19 protein-coding genes are annotated in these 19,726 nt (G+C 69.9%); 10 read left to right on the forward strand and 9 right to left on the reverse strand.

Going from position 1 to position 19,726, the window contains the following annotated elements:
- The first annotated feature begins 3 nt into the window (after window positions 1-3).
- Genes hutU through hutI form a run of 4 tightly spaced genes read left to right on the forward strand, consistent with a single transcriptional unit; the run spans window position 4 to window position 5,301 of the window.
- On the forward strand, window positions 4-1,656 hold the full coding sequence (hutU, locus tag BKN51_RS40915; protein ID WP_101612648.1) for a urocanate hydratase: 1,653 nt from the start codon (window positions 4-6) through the stop codon (window positions 1,654-1,656).
- Window positions 1,653-2,849, forward strand: a complete 1,197-nt coding sequence (locus BKN51_RS40920; protein WP_101612649.1) for an allantoate amidohydrolase — start codon at window positions 1,653-1,655, stop codon at window positions 2,847-2,849. Before hutU ends, BKN51_RS40920 begins: the two co-directional genes overlap by 4 nt.
- Window positions 2,846-4,150 (forward strand): formimidoylglutamate deiminase, encoded by a 1,305-nt coding sequence (locus BKN51_RS40925; RefSeq protein WP_101612650.1) that lies wholly within the window; start codon window positions 2,846-2,848, stop codon window positions 4,148-4,150. The genes BKN51_RS40920 and BKN51_RS40925 overlap by 4 nt, the downstream gene beginning before the upstream one ends.
- Window positions 4,138-5,301 carry an imidazolonepropionase gene (gene hutI / locus BKN51_RS40930; RefSeq protein ID WP_101612651.1) on the forward strand — a complete coding sequence of 388 codons (1,164 nt, stop codon included), beginning with the start codon at window positions 4,138-4,140 and terminating at the stop codon, window positions 5,299-5,301. The genes BKN51_RS40925 and hutI overlap by 13 nt, the downstream gene beginning before the upstream one ends.
- 31 nt (window positions 5,302-5,332) lie before the next feature.
- On the opposite strand, the gene BKN51_RS40935 is transcribed toward hutI, so the two are convergent.
- The gene (locus BKN51_RS40935; RefSeq protein WP_101612652.1) at window positions 5,333-6,091 is read right to left on the reverse strand and encodes a hypothetical protein; all 759 of its coding nucleotides are present in this window, start codon (window positions 6,089-6,091) and stop codon (window positions 5,333-5,335) included.
- A complete protein-coding gene (locus tag BKN51_RS40940; protein WP_101612653.1) occupies window positions 6,088-6,297 on the reverse strand; it encodes a hypothetical protein in 210 nt (69 codons plus the stop codon). Before BKN51_RS40940 ends, BKN51_RS40935 begins: the two co-directional genes overlap by 4 nt.
- 125 nt (window positions 6,298-6,422) lie before the next feature.
- On the opposite strand from BKN51_RS40940, the gene BKN51_RS40945 reads away from it, so the two are divergent.
- Together BKN51_RS40945 and BKN51_RS40950 are read left to right on the forward strand one after the other, a co-directional pair.
- The gene (locus BKN51_RS40945; RefSeq protein ID WP_101612654.1) at window positions 6,423-8,027 is read left to right on the forward strand and encodes a sensor histidine kinase; all 1,605 of its coding nucleotides are present in this window, start codon (window positions 6,423-6,425) and stop codon (window positions 8,025-8,027) included.
- Window positions 8,002-8,676 (forward strand): response regulator transcription factor, encoded by a 675-nt coding sequence (locus BKN51_RS40950; protein WP_101612655.1) that lies wholly within the window; start codon window positions 8,002-8,004, stop codon window positions 8,674-8,676. The genes BKN51_RS40945 and BKN51_RS40950 overlap by 26 nt, the downstream gene beginning before the upstream one ends.
- Here BKN51_RS40950 and BKN51_RS40955 read toward each other — a convergent pair.
- Window positions 8,621-9,742 carry an FAD-dependent monooxygenase gene (locus BKN51_RS40955; protein ID WP_101612656.1) on the reverse strand — a complete coding sequence of 374 codons (1,122 nt, stop codon included), beginning with the start codon at window positions 9,740-9,742 and terminating at the stop codon, window positions 8,621-8,623. The genes BKN51_RS40950 and BKN51_RS40955 overlap by 56 nt on opposite strands.
- Window positions 9,743-9,785: 43 nt before the next feature.
- Between BKN51_RS40955 and BKN51_RS40960 the strand changes: the two genes are divergently transcribed.
- A complete protein-coding gene (locus BKN51_RS40960; protein WP_101612657.1) occupies window positions 9,786-10,331 on the forward strand; it encodes a TetR/AcrR family transcriptional regulator in 546 nt (181 codons plus the stop codon).
- A 208-nt stretch (window positions 10,332-10,539) separates the two neighbouring features.
- Here BKN51_RS40960 and BKN51_RS40965 read toward each other — a convergent pair whose 3' ends face one another.
- From BKN51_RS40965 to BKN51_RS40975, 3 genes are read right to left on the reverse strand one after another with little or no spacing between them, the layout of a single operon-like run.
- Window positions 10,540-11,286: an ABC transporter permease gene (locus BKN51_RS40965; protein ID WP_101613770.1), complete on the reverse strand. Its 747-nt coding sequence runs from the start codon at window positions 11,284-11,286 to the stop codon at window positions 10,540-10,542.
- Window positions 11,283-12,317: an alpha/beta hydrolase family protein gene (locus BKN51_RS40970; RefSeq protein ID WP_101612658.1), complete on the reverse strand. Its 1,035-nt coding sequence runs from the start codon at window positions 12,315-12,317 to the stop codon at window positions 11,283-11,285. Before BKN51_RS40970 ends, BKN51_RS40965 begins: the two co-directional genes overlap by 4 nt.
- Window positions 12,314-13,231 carry an ATP-binding cassette domain-containing protein gene (locus tag BKN51_RS40975; protein WP_101612659.1) on the reverse strand — a complete coding sequence of 306 codons (918 nt, stop codon included), beginning with the start codon at window positions 13,229-13,231 and terminating at the stop codon, window positions 12,314-12,316. Before BKN51_RS40975 ends, BKN51_RS40970 begins: the two co-directional genes overlap by 4 nt.
- A 135-nt stretch (window positions 13,232-13,366) precedes the next feature.
- On the opposite strand from BKN51_RS40975, the gene BKN51_RS40980 reads away from it, so the two are divergent.
- The gene (locus BKN51_RS40980; RefSeq protein ID WP_101612660.1) at window positions 13,367-14,155 is read left to right on the forward strand and encodes an ion transporter; all 789 of its coding nucleotides are present in this window, start codon (window positions 13,367-13,369) and stop codon (window positions 14,153-14,155) included.
- 4 nt (window positions 14,156-14,159) lie between these two features.
- On the opposite strand, the gene hrpB is transcribed toward BKN51_RS40980, so the two are convergent.
- Window positions 14,160-16,550, reverse strand: coding sequence for an ATP-dependent helicase HrpB (gene hrpB / locus BKN51_RS40985; protein WP_101612661.1), 2,391 nt, complete (start codon window positions 16,548-16,550; stop codon window positions 14,160-14,162).
- Window positions 16,547-17,374, reverse strand: a complete 828-nt coding sequence (locus BKN51_RS40990) for a glutamate ABC transporter substrate-binding protein (protein WP_101612662.1) — start codon at window positions 17,372-17,374, stop codon at window positions 16,547-16,549. Before BKN51_RS40990 ends, hrpB begins: the two co-directional genes overlap by 4 nt.
- Window positions 17,375-17,465: 91 nt before the next feature.
- Between BKN51_RS40990 and BKN51_RS40995 the strand changes: the two genes are divergently transcribed.
- Both BKN51_RS40995 and BKN51_RS41000 read left to right on the forward strand, forming a co-directional pair.
- Window positions 17,466-17,954: a MauE/DoxX family redox-associated membrane protein gene (locus BKN51_RS40995; RefSeq protein ID WP_101613771.1), complete on the forward strand. Its 489-nt coding sequence runs from the start codon at window positions 17,466-17,468 to the stop codon at window positions 17,952-17,954.
- Between the two features lie 2 nt (window positions 17,955-17,956).
- Window positions 17,957-18,751 carry a DsbA family protein gene (locus BKN51_RS41000; protein ID WP_101612663.1) on the forward strand — a complete coding sequence of 265 codons (795 nt, stop codon included), beginning with the start codon at window positions 17,957-17,959 and terminating at the stop codon, window positions 18,749-18,751.
- Window positions 18,752-18,829: 78 nt separating this feature from the next.
- Here the strand turns inward: BKN51_RS41000 and BKN51_RS41005 are convergent, their stop codons facing one another.
- Window positions 18,830-19,714, reverse strand: a complete 885-nt coding sequence (locus tag BKN51_RS41005) for a LysR family transcriptional regulator (RefSeq protein WP_101612664.1) — start codon at window positions 19,712-19,714, stop codon at window positions 18,830-18,832.
- Between the last annotated feature and the right edge of the window lie 12 nt (window positions 19,715-19,726).

Below are 19,726 nucleotides of genomic sequence, written 5' to 3' on the forward strand. Positions count from 1 at the left end.
CCCATGACCCGCACGGTGCGTGCCGCCCGAGGCACCACGCTCACCGCGAAGAACTGGCAGACCGAAGCCGCGTTGCGGATGTTCCACAACAACCTCGACCCCGAGGTCGCCGAGCGCCCCGAGGACCTGGTCGTCTACGGCGGCACCGGCAAGGCCGCCCGCAACTGGGCCAGTTTCGACGCGATCACCCGCGAACTGACCACTTTGGAGGGTGACGAGACGCTGCTCGTCCAGTCCGGCAAGCCGGTCGGCGTGTTCCGCACGCACGAGTGGGCGCCGCGCGTGCTCATCGCGAACTCCAACCTCGTCGGCGACTGGGCGACCTGGCCGGAATTCCGCCGCCTGGAAGCGCAGGGCCTGACGATGTACGGCCAGATGACCGCGGGGTCCTGGATCTACATCGGCACGCAGGGAATCCTGCAGGGCACCTACGAGACCTTCGCGGCCGTCGCGAAGAAGCGGTTCGGAGGGAGCCTCAAGGGCACGCTCACCGTCACCGCCGGGCTCGGCGGCATGGGCGGCGCGCAGCCGTTGGCCGTCACGATGAACGACGGCGTCGCGCTCGTCATCGAATGCGATCCGCAACGCGCCCACCGCCGCGTCGAGACCCGCTACCTCGACGAGGTCGCCGATGACCTCGACGACGCGATCCGCCGCGTGGAAGCCGCGAAGAAGGAGAAGCGCGCGCTGTCCGTCGGCGTGGTCGGCAACGCCGCCGAGGTGCTGCCGGAACTGCTGCGCCGCGGCGTCGAGGTCGACATCGTCACCGACCAGACCTCCGCGCACGACCCGCTTTCCTACCTGCCCAAGGGCATCGGTGTCGACGAGTGGCAGGACTACGCGGACAAGAAGCCCGACGAGTTCACCGAACGCGCCCGCGAGTCGATGGCGGAGCACGTGGAGGCGATGCTCGGCTTCCTCGACAAGGGCGCCGAGGTCTTCGACTACGGCAACTCCCTGCGCGGTGAGGCGAAACTCGGCGGCTGCGAGCGCGCGTTCGACTTCCCGGGGTTCGTGCCCGCCTACATCCGCCCGCTGTTCTGCGAGGGCAACGGCCCGTTCCGCTGGGCGGCGCTGTCGGGTGACCCCGAGGACATCGCGGCGACCGACCGCGCCATGCTGGAACTGTTCCCGGAGAACGAATCCCTCGCCCGCTGGATCAAGCTGGCAGGCGAGCGCGTCGCGTTCCAGGGGCTCCCGTCGCGGATCTGCTGGCTCGGCTACGGCGAGCGGCACCTCGCGGGGCTGCGGTTCAACGAAATGGTCGCCAGCGGTGAGCTGAAGGCGCCGGTCGTCATCGGCCGCGACCACCTCGACTCGGGCAGTGTCGCCTCGCCGTACCGCGAGACCGAGGGCATGGCCGACGGCTCCGACGCGATCGCCGACTGGCCGCTGCTGAACGCGCTGGTCAACACCTCGTCGGGGGCCAGTTGGGTGTCGATCCACCACGGCGGCGGTGTCGGCATGGGCCGCTCCATCCACGCCGGCCAGGTCAGCGTGGCCGACGGAACCCTGCTGGCCGCGCAGAAACTCGAGCGGGTGCTCACCAACGACCCGGGGATGGGCGTCATCCGGCACGTCGACGCCGGATACGACCGCGCGGCCGACGTCGCCGACGAGCGTGGCGTCCGCGTGCCGATGCGGGACGCCGAGTGACCGCGTCCTCGCTGCTGGCGGAGATCTCCGACGTCGGCCGCGACCCGAAGCGTGGCGGTTACTCGCGCCACGCCTTCGACGCGGGCGAAACCGAACTGCGCGCGTGGTTCGTCGAGCGTGCGGGGCGGCTCGGGCTGGGCGTCGAGACGGACCGCAACGGCAACATCTGGGCCTGGTGGGGCACGCCCGGTCCGGACGCGGTCGTCACCGGCAGCCATCTCGACTCGGTTCCCGGCGGCGGCGCCTTCGACGGCCCGCTCGGCGTCGCCAGCGCGCTCGACGCGGTGGAGAGCTTGCAGGCCAAGGGATTCCGTCCCGCCAAGCCGTTCGCGGTCGTGGTCTTCGCGGAAGAGGAAGGTGGCCGGTTCGGCGTGCCGTGCCTCGGCTCGCGGCTGCTGACCGGGACCATCGACGCGGACAAGGCGCGCGGTCTGCGCGACCCGGACGGCGTCACGTTCGCCGAAGCGGCGGCGAAATCCGGCCTCGATCCCGAACGCGTCGGCCGCGATTCCGAGCGGCTCGGCCTGATCGGGCGATTCCTCGAACTGCACGTCGAGCAGGGGCGCGGGCTGATCGATCTCGGCTCTCCGGTCGCCGTCGGCAATACGGTGATCGCGCACGGCCGATGGCGATTCTCCTTCCAAGGTCAGGGAAACCACGCCGGCGCGACGCTGATCGGTGACCGTCGTGACCCGATGATCCCGGCGGCCGAGACCGTCCTCGCCGTGCGGAAACTGGCGAGGGCGAAAGCCGACGCCAGGGCCACGGTCGGCAGGCTCGTGCCGGTCCCGGGCGGGACCAACGTCATCGCGTCCACCGTGGACCTCTGGCTGGACGCGCGGGTGCCGGGTACGGACACGCCCGAACTGGTGGCGGAGATCGCGAAACTGGCCGAAGACGCGGCAGGTCAGGAAGGCTGCCGGGTCGAGGTGACCAGGGAGTCGTACTCGGACGACGTGATCTTCGACGACGCGCTGCGGCGCGACCTGGGCACCTGGCTGGGTGGTCCGCCGGAGCTGCCGACCGGCGCCGGGCACGACGCGGCGATCCTCGCCGGGTTCGTTCCGTCCGGGATGCTCTACGTGCGCAATCCGACCGGGATCAGTCATTCCCCGGAAGAGTTCTCCGAGGCCGAGGACGTCGACCACGGTGCTCGCGCGCTCGCGGACGTCCTGGAGAAACTGTCGACATGACGACATATTGGTGTGAGCGCGCCTGGTTGCCGGGCGGGATCGCCGATGCCGTCCGGCTCGAGGTCGGCGGCGGGAAGATCACGTCCGTGACGGCGAACGCGCTCCGCGAAGGAACCGTCCTGAACGGCCTGACCTTGCCGGGTTTCGCCAACGGGCACTCGCACGCGTTCCATCGGGCGCTGCGGGGGCGGACGCACCATGACCGCGGGACGTTCTGGACGTGGCGCGAGCGGATGTACTCGCTCGCGTCCCGGCTCGATCCGGACTCGTACCACCGCCTGGCGCGCGGCGTCTACGCAGAGATGGTGCTGGCCGGATACACGAGTGTCGGCGAGTTCCACTATCTGCACCACGCGCCGGGCGGAAAGCCTTACGCGGAGCCGAACGCGATGGGCGAGGCACTGCGGCAGGCCGCCGAGGACGCCGGAATCCGGCTGACGCTGCTCGACACTTGCTACCTCGCGGGCGGTATCGGTGTGGAACCCGACGAGGTCCAACGGCGATTCTCCGACGGCTCGGCCGCGAAGTGGGCGCAACGAGTCGGCGACTTGCGGGAGAAAGAGACGTTCCGGGTGGGCGGCGCGATTCATTCGGTGCGCGCCGTTCCCGAACCTCAACTGTCCGAAGTGGACAACGGTACGCCCGCGGATCGCCCACTGCACATCCACCTTTCCGAGCAGCGGGCCGAGAACGAGCAGTGCATGGCGGCCTACGGCTGGACACCGACGGGCTTGCTCCACGACCACGGTGTGCTCAGCGAACGGCTCACCGCGGTGCACGCGACACATCTGACGCCGCTCGACATCGAGCGACTGGGCGCTGCCCGCAGCCGAGCGTGTTTCTGCCCGACGACGGAACGTGACCTCGGCGACGGCATCGGTCCCGCGCGGACGTTGCTGGACGCCGGGGTGAGGTTGTCACTCGGCAGTGACAGCAACGCTGTCGTCGACGCGTTCGAGGAGACCAGGGCGCTGGAACTGAACGAGCGGCTCGCCAGCGAGCAGCGCGGCCGGTTCACCGCGGAGGAACTGCTCGCGGCGGCGACGGATCACGGCGCGATCGGCTGGGACGAGGTCGGTTCGCTGGACGTGGGGGCGGGTGCGGACTTCGTGACCGTCGGCCTCGGTTCGGTGCGGACCGCGGGGATCGAGCCGTCCGGGGTGGTCTTCGCCGCCTCCGGGGCGGACGTCCGGGATGTCGTCGTCGCCGGGCGTGAGATCGTCCGCGACGGTACGCATCAGCTGATCGACCGGCCGGAAACGGTCTTGGCCAAGGAGATCGAGGCATTGTGGCAGTCCTGATCACGGGTATCGGCGAGCTCACCACGAACGACGACGAGCTGGGCAAACTCCGCGACGCGGCCGTCGTCGTCGAGGGCGAGACGATCGTTTGGGCGGGCTCCGCGACGGACGCGCCCGACGCGGACGAGCGGATCGACGTGGACGGCCGCGCGGTGCTGCCCGGCTGGGTGGACAGTCACACGCACCTCGTCTTCGCCGGGGACCGGACGGCCGAGTTCGAGGCGCGGATGGCCGGGAAGGCGTACAGCGCCGGGGGCATCGCGGTCACCGTCGACGCGACGCGGTCGGCCTCCGACGAGCAGCTGGCGGCGAACCTGCGGCGTCACGTCGACGAAGCGGCGAGGCAGGGGACGACCTGTCTGGAGACGAAGACCGGGTACGGGCTCAACGTCGAGGACGAAATGCGGTCGGCGCGGATCGCGGCCAGTGTGGCGGACGAGGTCACGTTCCTCGGCGCGCATCTGGTGCCGCCGGGTGCGGACGCGGAGTCCTATGTGGATCTGGTGTGCGGCGACATGCTCGAAGCGGTGGCGCCGCTGGTGCGGTGGGCGGACGTGTTCTGCGAGACCGGAGCTTTCGACGAGGCGCAGTCCGGGCGGGTGCTGAAGGCGGCGCGGGAGCGTGGCCTCGGGCTGCGGGTGCACGGGAACCAGCTGGGGGAGGGGCCGGGAGTGCGGCTCGCCGTCGAGCTGGGGGCGGCGAGTGTCGACCACTGCACGTACCTGAGCGAAGCGGACGTAGAGGCTCTCGCCGCTTCGGACACTGTCGCGACCTTGCTGCCCGCGTGCGACCTGTCGACCCGGCAGTCGCTGGCGCCGGCGCGGCGGCTGCTGGACGCGGGGGCGACGGTCGCGCTGGCCAGCAACGCGAACCCGGGCAGCTCGTACACGACGTCGATGGCGTTCTGCGTCACGACCGCGGTGCTGCAGATGCGGATGACGATCGACGAGGCGGTCTGGTCGGCGACGGCGGGCGGCGCTCGCGCTTTGAGGCGTGACGATGTGGGCTTCGTGCGGCCAGGAGCGCGTGCCGACCTTCACGTGCTTGAGGCGCCTTCGACGACCCATCTGGCGTACCGGCCGGGGGTGCCGCTGACGGCCGCTGTCTGGCGGCGCGGTGAGCTTCTGACCAGCGGTTTCGCTTCAAAGTGATAGCAAAGGTCCCTTGCTCTCCCCGCCGGGGTCAGGAGGCTTGACCGAGGGTTTCTTCGACGCGCTCCCGCAGCTCCGGCGGGAGTTCGCCGAGCAGGTGGGACCACTGCTCGATCCGCTGCTCGCTCAGGTGGGTGAGCAGGTCGAGCACCGGCGCCCACAGGTCCTCGTCGGCGGCCGCGACCCGCAGGAGGCCCCGGAACCGGCTCTCGGACAGCAGCCCGAGGACGTGATCGATCCGGCTCTTGTCGTCGAGGACGAACGCGATCCGGATCAGTGCCTCGTCGCCGATGACGCCGAGAGCCCTTCGCACTGTCGGATCGGGCAGGTGGCCGACGAACCGGCCGACGGTGATCCAGTCCTCGCGGCGCACCAGTTCCCCGGCGACCGCGACCACGGTGTCGAGTGGGATCCGCGCGATGATCGCGCTCGCCCGGCGCGGGTCCAGTTCGGCCGCGACGTCGGACAGGAACTGCGGTTTCAGCCGCTTCGCGACGTCGACACCCCGGGAGGCGTCGACCAGCCCGGCGATCCGGGCGCACAGAAGCGGGCCGAAGACCTTCTCAGCGATCTTCGCGAGAATCGGGCTCGGGACGAGCTTGCTCGCCATCGCCATCCGCTCGAGGGCGGCGAGATTGGCGTCGAACAGCGTGTCCGTGACCTGCTCGCGGAACGTCTGGAGTTCGGCCGCGTCCACGTTCTCCAGGTAGGAAAGCCGCTCCGGGGTGGTACCGAGGACGCGGGCGAGTTTGAGGATCTCCGCCTGCGAGGCGAAGTTCTCCGTGCTCACAGGCCCACCACCTTGCGGACGGTGCCCCGCAGCAGCGCGGGTACGTATTTCAGACCCTCTTCGCCCGCTTCGGCCAAGGCTTTGGCCTGGCGGTGGCGCGCGTCGCGCAACGCGTCGGAGAGGTCTTGTTTCTCGTTGTCGGCCAGCGCTTCGATACCTGCCGGGACAGGACCGCCTAGCTGACCGGAGAGTGTGCGCTCGGCCATGGTCGATCATCATGCCTCATCACCCCTGTGGAGGCCGGGTGATCGGACCTTCTTGACTTTCGTCCATGGCGAAGCGGCTGTCGCGGCTTGTAGCGTCCGATCCCGTGAAGGATGCGGAGGAGCCTGTGCGGCGTGGGCGGCGGCTGGCCATGGACGTCGCGCTGTGGCTCGGTCTCTGCGGTTGGGTGGTCATCGACGCGGGATCCAGCACGAGACACTGGGAGCTGATCGTCGGGCTCGTCGCGACCACGGCCGCGATCGGGTTGTCACGCCGGTACCCGGTGGTCTCGCTCGCCATCGCGATGGTCGCGAGCTTCGTCATCCTGGGCAGTTTCGGCGGCCGGGTGCCGATCTGGGAAGGGTTCGTCCTGGTCACGGTGAGCTATCTCGCCGGCTACCGGCAGCCGATCGCGAAGCCGATGTTGCGCGTTTTCACCGTCGTCACCCTGGTCGCGATCCCCGTGGCGCTGATCTGGGGCGACGACGGGTTCGCCGACTGGGGCGCCCTGCTCGGACTCTTTGTCTTCGCTTCGGTGACGCCGTGGCTGCTGGGCAAGTACATCCGGCAGCGCGAGGACATGGCGCGCGACGGCTGGCGTCGTGCCGAGGAGATGGAGAGCCGTCAACGGCTCATCGCCGATCGGGCGCGGCTGCGCGAGCGCACCCGGATCGCCAGTGACATGCACGATTCGCTGGGACACGAGCTCAGCTTGATCGCGGTCCGTGCCGCGGCGCTAGAGGTCGCGGGCGGCCTCGACGAGAAGCAGCGGGAGGCCGCCGGTGACCTGCGGCAGAGCGCGGCGACGGCAACCGAACGGCTGCGCGAGATCATCGGCGTGCTGCGTGAGGACGACGCGCCGACCGAGCCGGTGGACGAGAGCATCGACGAACTGCTCGACCGGGCGAGGACGTCGGGCGTGCTGATCAAGTCCTTTGTGGACGATCCGGCCGACGGTGAGCCGCGGATGGTCGACCGCGCGGCCTATCGCGTGGTGCAGGAGTCGGTGACGAACGTCGTGAAGCACGCGCCCGGCGCCGCCGTCACCGTCCGGGTCGTGCGATCCGAAGGGCGGACCGACGTCCTGGTCACCAACGCGCCGCCACCGGCGGGCCCCCTGCCCGGCCGGGCCTCGGGACGACGCGGGTTGATCGGTCTGCGTGAGCGGGTCCGGCTGGTGGGCGGGACCTTGCGGGCGGTACCGCACGACGGCGGATTCGAGGTCAGTGCGAGCTTGCCGCATGATGCCGCGCCGTCGGAGGAGTCGCCGGAAAGCCAGGCGGCGATGGACGCCGAAGTGGGACAGTCGACGTCGGCGAGGGAACTCGAACGCGCCCGCCGGGATGTCCGGCGCAGCCTGATCCAGGCGATCGTCGTGCCGATCGGGCTCTTCGGGGTGCTGGTAGGGATCAGCGGGGCGGTGTTCCTCGTCCAGTGGTACAGCTCGGAACTCCCCAAGGGGGACTACGACCGCATCCGGCTGGGCCAGCCGAGGGCGGAGATCGCGTCCGTCCTGCCCGCTGGTCAGCGGATCGCGCGACCTCGTCAGGCGGAACCGCCGGTGCCCGCCGGGGCGACCTGCGAGTACTACGGCACCGAGCGCACCCTGTTCCACAGGTACTACGAGGCGTACCGGCTGTGCTTCGCCGACGGGAAACTCGTGGCGAAGGACGTGATCAGTGAAGACGAGCAAAGGGGGAACCCGGATGATCCGGGTGGTGCTGGCCGATGACGAGGCGATGATCCGCGCCGGGGTGTCGGCGATCCTGGCCGCGGACGCCGGGATCGAAGTGGTCGCGGAGGCCGAGGACGGCCGCGCCGCCGTCGAGCAGGTCCGTGCGACCCGGCCGGACGTCGTGCTCCTCGACATCCGGATGCCGGTCATGGACGGGCTCAAGGCGGCCGAGGAGATCCGGCGGCTGCTGCCCGAGATCGGCGTGATCATGCTGACCACGTTCGGCGAAGACACCTACATCGAGCGTGCGCTGGGCCTCGGCGCGAGTGGCTTCCTGCTGAAATCCGGGGATCCCCGCGAGCTGCTGTCCGGGATTCGCGCGGTCGCCGGCGGCGCGGCGTTCCTTTCGCCGAAGGTCGCGCAGCGGGTCATCGCCCGCTTCTCCGGCAATCGGGTTTCCCGGGCCGAAGAGGCGAAGGCGCTGATCGGCAAGCTGACCCCGCGCGAACAGGAAGTGCTGGCGCTGCTGGGTTCCGGACTGTCCAATGCGGACATCGCCGGGAAGCTGTTCGTGGTCGAGGGCACGGTGAAGGCCTACGTGAGCACCATCCTCAACCGGCTCGGCGCGCGGAACCGGGTGCAGGCGGCGATCACCGCGTACGAGGCGGGGCTGGTCGGCGGGGAACGGGAGGAATCCAGCCGCTGACACCGGCACCGGCGCGGGCGGTGAGCGCGCCGGGGAGCAGGCGGGCCACGCCGTTGCGGACGGCGACGGCGAGCGGGTTGCGCAGCTGCGGGCCGAGTTTCCCTGCCTGGACCGAGGCTTTGGCGACCGCTTGGCTGCGCGGGCGGCGCTGCTCGTCGTAACTCTTCAGCGCCGCGTCGACGTCTTCGGTGTCGCTGAGCGCGGCGGCGAAGACGACGGCGTCCTCGATCGCCTGGCAGCCGCCTTGGCCGAGGAACGGCGGCATCGCGTGCGCCGCGTCGCCGAGGAGCGCGACGCGTCCCCGCACGTACGACGGCAGGGGAGTGCCGAGCAGGTAGAGATCGTGGTGGAGCAGCGCCTCGGGCGCGGTCGCTTCGATGAGCTCGGGGATGGGTTCGTGCCAGCCGCCGAAACGGCTCCGCAGGTACGCCTTCGGATCTTCGTGCCGGATTCCCGGTTCGGTGACATAGCTCGCCCACCAGTAGACCCGGCCGTCGTGCAAGGGGATGACGCCGATCTCGGCGCCGTCGTCCCAGCTCGTGCTGAGGTCGGCCGCGTGGGGAAGGGCGGTCACCGCGCGGAAGGCCGTGCTGCCGCTGTAGACCGGTTCGGGATGCCGTGGCCACAGCTGTTTCCGGAGTGCGCTGTGGATTCCGTCGGCGGCGACGATGACGTCCGCGTCGAGATCGTCGAGGCCGGTGACCTCGGTGCCGGTGCGGACGCAGCCCGCGGGAAGGGCGTCGCGGAGCGCGTCGACGAGGTCGGCGCGGTGGATGGCGGCGAGCGGGCGCCCGTGGTGCCGGCGGAACGCCTCGGCATCCCAACGGGTGATGCGGCGGCCCGCGCGGTCGTGGAGGCCGCCCGACGCTTGTTCCCGCAGCTTGCCGAGGTGGATGCCCAGTGTTTCGAGTGACCGCAGGGCGTTCGGCCACAGGGAGATGCCCGCGCCGGCGGCGGTGAGTTCCGGCGCCCGTTCCAGGACGGTGACCTCCCAGCCGATACCGTGCAGTCCGATGGCGGCACTCAGTCCGCCGATTCCTCCGCCGACCACGATCGCTTTGCGCATGTCGACCTCCTCTACATTTGTAGAGTACTACTACACTTGTAGAGTGCGAAAGGCGACGATCGGGGACGCGGCCATCGAGGTGATCGCGGCCGAAGGGATGCGCGGGCTGACGCATCGGGCCGTCGACCGGTTCGCCGGGCTGCCCGCGGGTTCGACGTCGTACTACGCGCGGACGCGGGCGGCGCTGCTGGAACTGGCGATCTCGCGGATGGTCGAACTCGACGACGTCACTCTGGATCCCGCGCCCGGGCAGCTGGCGGAGTACGTGGCGGGGTTCGCCCACGCGGCGATCACGCGAGGGCGGACTCGGATGCTCGCGCGGTACGAGTTCGCGCTGGAGGCGACGCGGCGGCCGGAGTTGCGCGAGGCTTACGACCGCGGGGGGCTGGTCATCCGGCGACGGTGCGCCGAGGTGCTGGCCGGACGCGGATCGGCCGAACCGGAGCGGCACGCGCGGGTGCTCGTCGCGTGGCTGGACGGGACGATCTTCGACGCGCTGGCCGGGACCGGCTCGCTGCGGCCGCCGGATCTCGCGGAGCTGACGCGGGGAGCGCGGGAGGTCCTGGCGGGGCTCGGAGTGGCGGGGTAGCGGGGGACCTTTGCTATCGCCTGGGCGCTGACCTGCGGTTTTGGCGCGGAAGAGAGCAAGGGACCTTTGGTGTCGCTTGCTTGGGGCAGGTGCGTTGGCCCGGGGTCAAGGTGTCGCGAAAGCCACTTTCGGGACATCAGATGTCCCGAAAGTGGCTTTCGCGACATGCCGGGTGAGAGGCGAGAGCAAAGGTCCCTTGCTTCCCCGCTCAGGCGTCGCGTCGCCGGAGCACGGTGGAACCGGCGGCGAGTCCGGCCGCGGCCCAAGCCGTGCAGAGCACGATGCCGACCCAGGGCGCGTAGGGCGCGATGCCGCCGAAGATGGGGTTCGGCTCCCCGGCGGAGAGCATCGCGTTGACGCCCGCGAAGCCGGGGAAGTAGTTCAGGATGGCTTCCCCGCCCAGTGAACCGGCGAACATCGGGACCATCACCAGCAGCACGAACACCGTCACGAGCGTCCCCGCCGTGCTCCGCAGCGCCGTCCCCAGGCCGAGGCAGAGCAGGCCCAGTAGTCCGAAGTAGCCACCCATGCCCGCGGCGGTCGTGAGGACATCGCCCACCGAGGAGTCCCGTTCGGGGATCAGCGGTGCCGAGACCGCCACGCCGAGGAGCGTGTTCAGGACGCCGTAGCCGAACAGGACCGGCAACAGGACCGCCGATTTCGCCGCGAGAAGCCGGTTCCGCACCGGGACCCACTGCAAAGTCGAGCGGATGCTGCCGCTGGCGTATTCGCTCGTGATGAACAGCGCCGCCAGCGCGACCACGGCGAATTGCGTGAGGTAGAAGGCCGCCCCGGTCACCACGGCGTGCGGGGCCATCGAGCGTTCGACGCCCGCGTTCGAGGCCAGGCCCAGCGCGCCGGAGTAGGCGAGCATCAGGACGACCCCGATGCTCAGGCACCACCACGTCGAGCGGACCGACCAGAACTTGGTCCATTCCGAAGAGATCGCGTTCATCGTGCGCTCCACTGCTTGAAGAAACCGGTCAGCCGGTCACGGAAGAAGTCCAGCGCCTTCCGGGAATCGATCGAGCCGTACTGGTTCTCGACCTCGGTCGGCGGAATCTGCGGCCGCAGCCCCAGTTGGTCGATCAGGATCGCCGCGTCGGTCACCGACGAATGGCCGCTGTCCTCGACCAGGAACCGCTCTTTCGGCCCGGTGAGCCGCGGCCAGGTCTCGTCCCAAGTCGGGCCGAAGTGCTTCTCGCCGATCGGACTCGTCAGGAGAAGCAGCGGCCGGTCGAGGGAAACAGTGCCGTAGAAGGGGCCGTCGATGTTCACGCCCGCTTTGATCCGCCGGTCGGCGGCCATCGCGGCGGCGGTCGCCGAACCACCGGCGGAGTGACCGGCCATCCCGATTTTCGCGGCGTCGATCGACCAGCGCGAGTCCTTCAGCAGGGTGTCGATGACGAACGACGTGTCGATCGCGCGGTTCGCGATCGCGGCGGGCCACGGGTCGTCCGGACGCCCACAAGCGACACACTGACGCAGCCCGTCGGGGAACTCCGTTGCCCAGGCTTCGTGGGCGTGGTCGATTCCGGCGACCACGAATCCTTGTGAGGCAAGGCGTTCGGCCATCGCGGTGAGGGTGATCCGGTTGTTGCCCGCGCCCGGCGACAACAGCACGAGCGGACGCCGTCCCGGTAGGGAAGGCGCGTTCTCCCTCGAGTGGACCCGCACCTTGCTCAGCGTGTCCGGCGGCAAATCGAGCTTCCGCCCGGCGACCGCGGCCGCAGACTCCGCGTGCGTCATGTACAGCGGCGCCCGCCCGACCGGGAAGGCCGGGTACCAGACGTTGACCATCAGCTCTCGGCGCTTCTCGGGCACCCAAGGATCAGCTCGCGCCCGATCGGTGAGGTGCAGCGTGCGCAGTCCGATCGGGACCGGGCCACCCGGTGCGGGCAGCGACAGGTCCGGTGCCGCCGACGCGGCCGCCGGCACCCCCAGCAGGCCGGCGATCACCGCCACCAGGACCATGAGTGACTTCATGCCGCGACTCCCGTTCCGTATTCGACCGACGACGCGGTCAATTCCATGTAGGCCTGTTCCAGCGACGCCGTCTGTTCGGTCAGCCCGTGCACGCGGATCCGGAGTTCGTGCACCGCGTCACCGACACGGTGGACGGGCAGGTCGTGCACGATCAGTTCGTCCCGGTCGGCTTCCGTGGTCGCGCCGAGCGCGCGCAGACGCTGTTCGAGTGCCCGGAGTTCCCCGGGAACGGGCACCCGCACCGCGACCGACGTCCGTGAATTGCCCGCGATGAATTCGTCCACCGGCGCGTCGGCGAGCAGCTTTCCCTTGCCGATGACGATCAGCCTGTCCGCGGTCAGCTGCATTTCGCTCATCAGGTGGCTCGAAACGAACACCGTGCGGCCCTCCGCCGCCAGCGACCGCATCAGGTGCCGCACCCAGCGGACGCCGTCGGGGTCGAGGCCGTTGACCGGTTCGTCGAACATCAGCACGCCCGGGTCGCCCAGGAGCGCGCCGGCGATGCCCAGTCGTTGCCCCATGCCGAGCGAAAACGTCCCGGCTCGTTTGCCCGCGACGTCGGTGAGACCGACCGTCGCGAGCACCTCGTCCACCCGGCTCGCCGCGATCCCGTTGCTGCGCGCCATCGCCAGCAGGTGTTTGCCCGCGCTCCGCCCGGGGTGCAGTGCCTTGGCCTCCAGCAGCGCGCCGACCTCACGCAGCGGATATCGCAGGTCCGCGTACTTCTCGCCACCGATGTGGACCTCGCCGCCGCTCGGCGTGTCGAGGCCGAGCGTCATCCGCATGGTGGTCGACTTGCCCGCGCCGTTGGGACCGAGGAAACCGGTCACCTTGCCCGGCTCGACGGCGAAGGTCAGCCCGTCGACCACCGTCTTCCCGCCATAGCGCTTCGTGAGTCCTCGAAGCGTGATCATCCGCGCCCTCCTTCGTGTACCGAAAGTTTCCGACGCGGGGACACGTGCGGGCATCGCCCCGAAGTCATCGGTCATCCCTTACTTTCGACAGGTGCCGCTCGGCACGAGTCACCCCGGAAAGGCAGAATCGGCGCCATGACCACCCGCGAACAACGGCGCGTCAATCCGCTCGACCTGGTGATGCTCGTGCTCGCCGTGTTCTCGGTCGGGCTGCTCGTCTACGTGACGTTCTTCCCGCATTCGGACGAGACGGCGCACACCGTCTTCATCATCGACACCGTGGTGTGCGGGATCTTCGCGCTGGAATTCCTGTGGCGATGGCGGCGCAACGGCTGGGAGAAGTGGTTCCCGCTGCGCAACTGGTACGAAATCCTCGGCATGATCCCGATCGCGCATCCGGCGCTGCGCGGGTTCCGGCTGCTGCGGATCCTGGTCGTGCTCGTCCGGCTCGCGCGCACGGCCGACCGCGCGTTCGGGGAGCGGTTCACCCAGCGGCTGGTCGAACGGCTTTCGCGGCCGATCGTGCTGGCGATCAAGAAACCGATCACGATCGCGGTGCTCGACGAGGTCGTCAAGGTGCTGGAAACCGGGAACTACCCGCAGAACCTCGCGCGGTCACTGGGTGACAACCAATCGCTGCTGCGGGGGATCATCGCCGAGAAGCTGAAGAACGACCCGCAGGCGGGACGGCTTTCCAAGCTGCCGTTCCACGACGAGGTGGTGCGTTCGGTGATCGACACCGCGATGCGCGTGATCCTCGAAGTGCTGACGGACCCGCGGATCGACGAGTTCTTCGCGCATGTCGTGCGGGAGAACCGGGAGCAGATCCGGAGCGCGGTGCAACTCGGGCTGAACGAGAAAGAGGACGACGAGGAGCTGGCCGCGCAGCTGCCGACCAGGCCTCAGCACCAGATGATGGACTGAGCGGTCACGTCCCGCCGCGCCGCGTGGTCCGCCGCGTGGGCGCGGCACCCAGCGGGTCTTCCGGCCAGGGATGCTTCGGATAGCGCCCGCGGAGATCGGCGCGTACGGCCGCGTAACCGTTGCGCCAGAACGACTCCAGATCCGCGGTGACCGCCGCGGGCCGACCGGCCGGTGAGAGCAGGTGCAGGACGACGGGGACGCCCGCAAGCTCCGGTGTCGCGAGCCAGCCGAAGGTCTCCTGCAGTTTCACGGCCAGCACGGGCTGCTCACCCGAATAGTCGACCCGGATCCGCGAACCCGACGGCACCTCCAGCCGGTCCGGCGCCAACTCGTCCAAGCGCGACGCTTCGGGCCAGGGCATCAGCCCGCGCAGCGCGGCGCCCGCGTCCAGCGAAGCCAGGTCCGACCGGCGGCGCGCCGAGCCGAGATCGAGCCAGCTGTCCACAGTGGACAACAGGGCGGCTTCGTCGACCGCGGGCCAAGGCGAGCCCAGCACCCGATGCAGGAAGGAGAGCCGTTCGCGCAGTCGCCGCCCGTCCTCCGACCAGCGCAGCAGGCCGAGCCCCTCGGTGCGCAGGCCGTCCAGCAGCGCGGCGCGGATCGCGTCCGGCGCGGGGGAGCGCAACGGCTTCTCCGACAGCACGATCGCCCCGAGCCGCCGCACTGAACGCGCCACGACATCCCCGCCCGCCCAGTGCACTTCGTCCACCGTCGAAACGAGATTCGGCGCCGCGCGCACGGCGAGGGCCTCGTCGGCGGGGGCGGCCAGCCGGATGATGCCCTGCGCGCGGCCGGGATCGCGGGTCGCTTCGGCCACCGCCAGCCATTCGACGTCCGCCAGCCCGCTGCCGCGCGGCAGTTCCGCCGCCGTGCCGCCGGCCATCAGGTACACCGGCGTGCCCGCGGAACGCCGCCGTGCGAGCCGCTCGGGATGCGCCAAGGCCACTACCAGCGCAGGATCGGACGCCTTGCCGCCGTCGGGTACCAGCTTGGTCAGCCGCCGCACGTCGGACTTCCAGCGCCCGTCGTCCCGCACGCGCCGCAGTTCGGCTTCGAGATCGGTCAGCGTGCCGCCGCTGTCCAGCAGCGCGACGACCTCGGCCGCCGAACGCGCGTTGGTCCGCGCCGCGCCGTCCAGCAGCGCCCGCGCCAAGCGCGGATGCAGGCCGAGCCCGGCCATCTTTCGGCCGCGTTCGGTCACCGTGCCGTCTTCGGTGGTCGCCCCGAGCGTGGTCAGCAGCGCGCGACCGGCGGCCAGCGCGCCTTCGCCCGGCGGGTCCCACCAGGAGAGGCCGGAGCCGTCCGGAGTGGACCAGCACGCGAGTTCGAGTGCGAAACGCGCCAGTTCCGCCGTCCTGATCTCGGGTTCGGGGTAGGCGGGCAGGGAACCTTGCTCGTGCGCCGCCCAGCACCGATACGCGCGCCCCGGCGCCTCGCGCCCGGCCCGGCCGGTGCGCTGTTCCGCGACCGCGGCCGAAACGCGGACCGTCGCCAGCCCCGGCAGTCCGCGCCGGTGATCGACGCGGGGGACCCGGGACAGGCCGCAGTCCACCACCGCGCGGACACCCGGCACGGTCAGGCTGGACTCGGCGACCGACGTCGAGAGCACCACCCGGCGGCGGGCACGCGGGCGCAGCGCGTCGTCCTGGCTCGCCGCCGAAAGCCGCCCGTGCAGGGGCAGCACGTCCGCGTCCAGGCCGCCGAGCATTCCGCTGACCCTGGCGATTTCACCGGCGCCGGGAAGGAAGGCGAGGACGTCACCGTCTCCTTCGGACAGTGCTTTGTGGATCGCCCGGACCACGGTCGTCTCGATCCGCTCGCCACGTGCGGGCGGGGAGTACGAGACGTCGACCGGATAGGTTCGCGCGTGCGCGGTGATCACCGGCGCGTCCCCGAGCAGGGCCGCCAGCCGTCCGGCGGCCACGGTGGCCGACGTCGCGAGCAGGCGCAGGTCGTCCCGCAGCCCGGCGCGCACGTCCAACAGCAGCGCGAGCAGCAGATCCGCGTCGAGGTGGCGCTCGTGGCATTCGTCGAGCAGGACGGTCGACACCCCGGCCAGTTCGGGATCGCCCTGCACCCGCCGGACCAGCAGACCCGAGGTGACCACTTCGATCCGTGTCGAAGACGACACCTTCCGGTCTCCGCGCACCGAGTAACCGACCGTCTCGCCGACGCGTTCGCCCAGCAGGGACGCCATCCGCGCCGCCGCGGCCCGCGCGGCCAGCCGCCTCGGTTCGGCGACGATCACCCGGCCTTCGCCGTTGTCCAGTGCGAGCGGCACCAGGGTGGTCTTGCCGGTTCCAGGGGGCGCGACGAGCACGGCGGTGCCATGGGCGTCGAGCGCGGCTTCGAGTTCGGGCAGGACGGCGCGAACCGGCAGATCGGGAAGGATCACTGCTCGGTGACCTGCGGCGGGGGCGGGATCCGGTAGCCGGACGGGCCGATGTTGCGGTTCAGCGAGTCGAGCCAGTCACCGGAAGAGATCATCTTCTGGATGGCCCTGGCCACCGCGGCGCGGCCCTCGATGTCACCCTTGCGCAGGCCGACGCCGTATTTCTCCTTCGAGAACGGCTTGCCGACGACTCTCAGCAACTCCGGGTTCTGCGCCACGTAGCCCGCCAGGATGACGTCGTCGGTGGTCACCGCGTCCACCTGTCCCGCGAGCAGCGCCGTGACGCAGTCCTGGTAGCGCGGGTACTCGACGAGCTGGACGGCTTGGGCGAACTTGTCGCGCACCTGCTCGGCCGAGGTGGTGCCGCCCACGGCGCACAGTTTGCGGCCGTTGAGGTTCTCGGGACCGGTGATGTCGGTCGACCGGAGGCGGACGAGCAGGTCCTGGCCGGTGTCGAAATACGGCCCGGCGAAGGCGACCGTCTGTTTCCGTTTTTCGGTGATCGAGTAGGTCGCCACGATCAGGTCCGTCACCCCGGATGTTATGTCCGTCTCGCGCGACGACGGCTTGCTGTCGTGCCAGGTGATGTGATCCTGGTCGACACCCAATTCGCTCGCGATGTACTTCGCCACGTCGACGTCGAAGCCGACGTACCGCCCGTCGACCGTCCGTTTGGAAAGTCCCGGCTGGTCGAAGCGGATGCCGATGGTGAGTTTGTTGGACCCGACGGCGCGCGCGACGAGGGAATCCGCCGGACCTGCCTCTTTGCTGCAGGCCGTCGTTGTGACCAGCATCAAACAGACCATCAGCAGGGCGCGTCCCCTCATCGGGTACCTCCGTCCGCCGCCTCACGTTGTTCTCAGGGTCGACGGCTAGCCTAGGCCCGTGCGTAGACCGCCCCAAGTCGTGCTCGACGCCGTGGGCACCCTCGCCCGGCTCGGACTGGCCGCCGTCTGGTTGATTTCCGGAGCGCTGAAGATCAGCGATCCGGGGCAGACCTATGTCGCCGTGCAGGCGTTCGACGTCCTGCCGGACGGGCTCGTCCGCCCGGTCGCGATCGGGATGCCGCTCGCCGAACTGGCGCTCGGCCTGCTCCTGCTCGCCGGGTTCGTGACCCGCTGGGCGTCGGTGCTGTCGGTGCTGCTGCTCGCGGTGCTCATCGCCGCGATCGCCCAATCGTGGGCGCGCGGGCTGAGCATCGATTGCGGCTGCTTCGGCGGTGGCGGTCAGATCGCCGCGGATCAGACGCAGTATCCGCAGGAGATCGCCAGGGACCTCGGGTTCGCCCTGCTGGGTGTCTGGCTGATCGTGCGGCCGCGGACCTGGCTGTCCGTGGACGGCTGGCTCGGGAACTCTCGGGTCCCCGCCGACGACGACTATGTGGGTATCGCTGAAGGGAACGAATAATCGTGGGTGGAGCTGAGCGCAACGCTCGGAAACGCAAGCAGCAGCAGACGGCCTCGCGCTCGGTGGCACAGGCCAGGGGCGTCGCGGGCGGCGACAAGAAGAAGGTCGTCGCGATCACGGTCGCGGTGGTCGTGCTCGCCGCGCTGGTGATCGGTGGCGTGATCTGGACGACGTCCAGCAAGGACAGCACCGAGGGCAAGGTGATCGCGGCGCAGTCGGGCACCTGGGCGGCGGGTGTCGTCGAGAAGCGCGACGGGGCCGTCGTGACGGCCGGCAAGCCCGAGGCGAAGAAGTCCATCGACGTCTACGCCGACTTCCTGTGCCCTGTTTGCAAGCAGTTCGAAGAGTCGTTCAAGGGGCAGATCGAGGAGCAGGTGAACAACGGGACCCTGCAGGTCCGCTATCACATGCTGCCGATGCTGAACCAGCGTTCCGACCCGCCGGGCTACTCGCTGGACTCCGCCAACGCCTCGCTCGCCGCGGCCGACGCGGGCAAGTTCCTCGCCTTCCACGACGCGCTGTTCAAGGACCAGCCGCAGGAAGGCGCGCGCGGATTCGACAAGGCGCAGCTGATCAAGCTCGGCAAGGACGTCGGCATCACCGACCCGGCCTTCGCGACGGCGATCAACACCGGCGTCTACGAGCAGCAGATCCAGGACGCGTACAAGAAGATCTCCACGGATCCGTCGCTGCAGCAGGACTTCGGCAACGGTCCCGGCTTCGGCACGCCGACGGTCGCCTCGAACGGGCAGGTCGTGAAGCTCGAGCAGGACTGGGTGAAGAAGGTCGTCGGCTAGTTTTTCGCCGCGTTTAGTCCTCTAGTTGCGGTAGTTGCGCGTGCAAGGATCGCAACTAGAGGACGAATTGCGGGGGCGTCAGGGGCGCGAAGCGGAGGCGACGGACGCGAGGGCCTGCACGCGGGCTGTCTCGGCGGAGCGCGGCCAGACGAGGCCCCACTCGACGTCGGGTGAACCCGCGAAGGGCACGAAGCGGATTCGCGGGTGGCTGAAGTACTCCTGCGCGTGCGCGGCGAGCGGGCAGATTCCGGCGCCGGTGGCGATCGCGGCGAGCAGTTCCTGAAACGTCGCGAAGGGCTTGCCCCGGGTCACGAGATGTCCGGCAGGCGTCAGCCATTGCCGCGGTTCCTCGAACCAGTACGGCTCCGGCGGATGTGCCGCGCGGAGGACGGTGTCGCGCGCGAGATCGTCCAGGGTGACTGACTTTCGTCGCGCGAAAGGGTGTTTCGACGACACCGCGAGCACCATCGGTTCGGTGTACACGGCCGGTCCGGTCGCGAGATCGGCTTCGTCGACCGGAAGCAGGGTCACCAGGACGTCGACCTCACCCGATCGCAGCATCGCGAACGGGTCGGCGAAGTCGGCCTCCCGGATGAGCAATTCCGTGCCGGGATGACGCTGCCGGAAGCGATTCAGGAGATCCTCGGTCAGATCGGCGACGCCGGGGGCCTCGAAGCCCAGCCGCAGCACGCCGCCGATCCCGCGCCCGGCCGCGACCGCGCGTTCGATGCCTTCGTGCAGCGCGCGGTACGCGGGGCCGAGGTCGTCGCGCAGCCGTTTGCCGATCGGGGTGAGCTGGACCCGCCTGCTGGTGCGGGCGAACAGCGGGGCGCCGATCCGGCGTTCCACCTGTTTGATCGTCTGGCTCACCCGTGCCTGCGAGACGTGCAGCCGCTCGGCGGTGCGGCCGAAATGCAGCTCGTCGGCCAGCGCCAAGAAGATCTCGATGTCCCGCAGTTCCATAATCCCCAGGTT

Origin of the sequence: Amycolatopsis sp. BJA-103 (assembly GCF_002849735.1) — a bacterium.
GTDB lineage: Bacteria > Actinomycetota > Actinomycetes > Mycobacteriales > Pseudonocardiaceae > Amycolatopsis.